Origin of the sequence: Butyrivibrio sp. (genome assembly GCF_017940685.1) — a bacterium.
Lineage (GTDB): Bacteria > Bacillota > Clostridia > Lachnospirales > Lachnospiraceae > Butyrivibrio.
In genome coordinates this window covers 1-4,160 of sequence record NZ_JAGAYD010000005.1, presented here as the reverse complement: position 1 = coordinate 4,160, position 4,160 = coordinate 1, and the positions used below count along the sequence as shown (strand labels likewise).

3 protein-coding genes are annotated in these 4,160 nt (G+C 42.5%); all 3 read left to right on the top strand.

The window, feature by feature from the left end; translation table 11 throughout:
• Window positions 1–1,371 (top strand): O-antigen ligase family protein (locus tag J6I68_RS00410; RefSeq protein WP_292216289.1); only part of this gene is annotated, 1,371 nt, incomplete at its 5' end.
• Window positions 1,372–1,452: 81 nt separating this feature from the next.
• The gene (locus J6I68_RS00405; RefSeq protein WP_292216288.1) at window positions 1,453–3,111 is read left to right on the top strand and encodes a bifunctional metallophosphatase/5'-nucleotidase; all 1,659 of its coding nucleotides are present in this window, start codon (window positions 1,453–1,455) and stop codon (window positions 3,109–3,111) included.
• 205 nt (window positions 3,112–3,316) lie between these two features.
• Window positions 3,317–4,160 (top strand): hypothetical protein (locus J6I68_RS00400; protein ID WP_292216287.1); only part of this gene is annotated, 844 nt, incomplete at its 3' end.

Here is a 4,160-nt window from a genome sequence, read left to right as displayed (position 1 = left end):
TTGATGCTGGGCATGAAACATATCAATGTAAAAAGACTCTTTTCTGTAGGAGCAATTGTTGGCGGAGCGGGAATGGCCTGCCTTATGTTCCTGTCTTCTTTTGACATTATCGAAGATATTTCTTTTATACAGTTTAGTGATACTTTAGGGGCTGTGTTCAGGAGGTCAATGGGATTTCCGCACCCTAATACTCTTGGTAGCTCTTTTGTCATAATTGCTATGATGATCATGTTTGTGACAGGCTATGATGACAGGAAAAAAGTATGGAAGTATTCGGGCATTATCCTTGGCGTTGGAATGTATCTGTATTCATACACGGGCAGCAGAACTGGGCTTTTTACACTAATAGGATATCTGTGTCTGAATATCTTTTTTGCTTACAGGTCCAGACTGGGAATTGTAGAAAAAGTCATTGTAGCCATGGTGTTGCCTGTCATTTGGGCAGTCACTGTCATTCTGCCTTTTTTTACCACAGAATCTCTGGTTGAAAGCATAAGGCGGTTTGACTATAACCTTGGCTCAAGATACGAGATGGCCAGTTACTTCCTGGCTAGCAACTCATTTTCGCTATTTGGAATAAGACTAAACGATCCGGATGCCACTCATTATGGAATCGATTTTTCACAGCTATACCTGCTTTTTCAGCTTGGGGTCGTTGTCTTTGTGATCATTACGGCGCTGTGGATCATTCTTTTATGGGATGAAGTTAGAGATAACAGGATTGAAGAACTGGTGGTAACGATCTCTCTGCTGTTTATGGGGATCACAGATCCGATCCTGTACAATATTGGCTTTAAGAATCTGGCATTTGCTTTCGTGGGTGTGATGATCTATAGATATTTAGGAAATGTCGCAGACAAGATGCCTGAGCTTTTAAATAAGGAAATTCGGCTTATATCATTTGGGAATATGAATGTAGGAACTCTTTTGCCAGGAATAAAACATACATCAGGCGGCGTGAGCAGTTCAAAGAAGAAACTTATGATTGAAATGGTCATAGTTGTAGCATCACTTGCACTGGCAATCCTTTGGTATGTGGTAACACCGGAACCAGAATATGTTCTTGCAGACAGAAACTGTGGCGAAAAGAGCTATCAAATTCTCCCTGGACTTGAAGGGAACACATACTCAGCTGAAGAGATAGATAATATAAAGCATAATGGAAATATCGTTCTTGATTACACTGATGAGCATGAACAGATGTATGTCTACTATGCAGATGAGAAACAACCAGTCGCTGGCGGTTACTATGCTCCTAATGCGGCAAAAGTTGAAAAACTAAGGAAGGGGCTTAGCATATTCTTTTGGGGCGTGACCTTCTTTACCTTGTGCATAACAGCCAAAATAAAAGTGACAAAATTGTGTATTTAACTGTTAAATTTAAGGGTCAATTGTCATATAATTATAGTCACGAGCCCTCATAAAGGGTAAGAATAATCGGGAGGTGTGTTTATGACAAAACACAGTGTAGTAAAACGTATTGGATCTATTGTTATGGCAATGGCTCTCGTATTATCACTTGGTATGCCCAGCCTTACAGTAAGAGCTGCTGAGCCGGTTAAGGAGAAGTCAATCTATGACCTTCCTGCTGATTTTAGTGGCAAGACTGTAATCCTTCATACCAATGATATCCACGGTGCTGTAGGACGTTATGCGTATATCGCATCCGTAAGGGAGAACCTTGCTGGTAGAGGCGCAGAAGTTATCCTTGCAGACGCAGGTGACTTCGGACAGGGAACAGCATATGTAAGCACAACTAAGGGACTTGATGCTATTTCATGCATGAATGCTGCAGGTTATGACATTGTTACTCCAGGTAACCACGAGTTTGACTATGGTGTACCTCAGCTCAAGGCTAACCTTGCAACAGCCAAGTTCCAGACAGTATGCGCAAGCGTACTTGATGGCAATGGCAATTCTCTTTTCCAGCAGCATGCTATCATTACTAAGGGCGGCGTAAAGATTGGTTTCTATGGACTTGAAACTCCTGAAACTACAACCAAGGCTAAACCTGAATATGTAAGAGCTTATAAGTTCCTTGAGGGCAAGGATCTTTATAACTGCTCACAGGCTCAGGTAGACGCGCTCAAGGCTGAAGGTGCAGATATCATTGTTTGTATCGCACACCTTGGTGTTGACGGAGAGTCTACAGCAAAGGGCTGCAGCAGTGTAGATGTATTTAAGAACACAAAGGGTATCGACTTCATGCTTGATGGACATTCACACACTGTTATGTCTGCTTCAAGCAACAACCTTCCTATCCAGTCTGCAGGAACCAAGCTTCAGGACATCGGTGTAGTAGTTATTGACAATGCAACCAAGAAGATTGAGGACAACTACCTCTTATCTCTTGAGGGACTTCAGAAGGAAGTTATCGCAGATGCTGTTACAACAGCTATCATCAAGAGAGTAGATGCTGAGTATGACCAGGCATTTGGTAAGAGTGAAGTAGAGCTCAACGGCGCTAAGGCTCCTGGAAACAGAACAGAGGAAACTAACATGGGTGACCTCGTTACAGATGCACTTCTTTGGACTGTAACTCAGAATGCATCAAACATCACAGTTGATAAAGATCACATCGTTGCTATCACTAACGGTGGTGGTATCCGTGCTGCTATCCACGCAGGTTCTGTTACCAAGAAGGACATCAATACAGTACTTCCTTTCGGAAACACTGTAGCAGTTGCATACCTTACAGGTGCTGAACTTCTTGAGGCTCTTGAAGCTTCCACATACAATGCACCAGATGCTCTTGGCGGATATCCTCAGACTGCAGGCATCAAGTTTACACTTGATACAAGAAAGTCATTTGCTAAGGGACCTAACTATCCAGAGTCAACATATGCTAAGCCAAGTTCCATCAACAGAGTTACAATCGAGTCTATCAACGGCAAGCCATTCTCTAAGGATGATACATACGCTGTTGTAACAAACAACTTCTGCACAGACGGCGGTGATACATACTATGTATTCAGAAACTCAAGTGCACAGTTTGACACAGGTATCGTTATGGACGAAGCTGTTATGGATTATGTTAAGACTGAACTTCACGGTGTGATCTCAGCAGACAAGTATGCTCAGCCACGTGGCGATCAGACAATCCTTAAATAATTAGAAATTCAGTTGATTAAAAAAGTATTAAATATTCTTAAAAGCGGAGAAAACCACACGGTTTTCTCTGCTTTTTTCAGTTATAAATCGTATAATTGAGGTGTATGGTGTTGAAAGAGCTAACAAGACACGGGGACGGTTCTTTTGACTCATTGCATGCAATAAGTCAAAAGAACCGTCCCCGTGTCTTGTGGTAGGAGGGAAAATGGAACTTAAACAGATATCTTTGTTTGAAGCACAGATAAACAACATGCCGGCAAATTTGCCAGAAGAAGGGAAAAATGTCTTTTGGTATGGCCTTAGTGATGAAGGACAGTATAAGGGCTTTATGGAAATAACTGAGAGTGATGGTATCAGTGAGATATCTTTTTTCATGATACCAAGTCTGTATCAGGGATACAGATACGGAGATATAATGCTTGAGCTCTATCTGGATCAGTATATTCCGAAGTCTGAGCCTTCCAGTATGCTCACAGCTGTGTTTGAATATAACGGTGATCACGGACTTGAGCTTAACAGGCTCTTTTCAGATCATGGGTTTGATATAAGCCTTCGCCATTTTCGTGAGTGCCGCCTTCCCTTTGATACAGTACACAAGAAGCTTGCATCGAAAAAAACCGGAGGCTACAGCGGAAGAATGGTCAATCTGGCCAGCGGGATAAGTGCTGTTTTAGACAATATAAGACAGATAAAGGACATAGACATAACCGCAAGGGACGTCAGCGAGGCCAGCGTAGAGCTCAGCGTTGCAGCCCTTAATGAGGAAGGAAAGCTTGAAGCGCTTCTTCTTGCTGACAGGGACCAGAGCCAAAATGAGGTACAGGTAACACATCTTTTCACAGATACTGATGATCCCACGATCCTTCGAAGGTTCCTTTCTTTTGCGGTTGAGAATGCCAGGCAGAGTATGGATCCACCTAAGTACATTACTTTTGTGGCAGCAAATGAAAAGCTTGAGAAGGTAATGGATTCATTCTTCGACGAGCCGGAGACAGCAAAGCTTATTATGGCAGCTGCGGAATTTAATCTTGGTAAATATCTTGAGCAGC

Coding starts and splice junctions, on each gene's coding strand:
- J6I68_RS00405 (WP_292216288.1), top strand. CDS start 1,453: ATGACAAAACACAGTGTAGTAAAACGTATTGGATCTATTGTTATGGCA.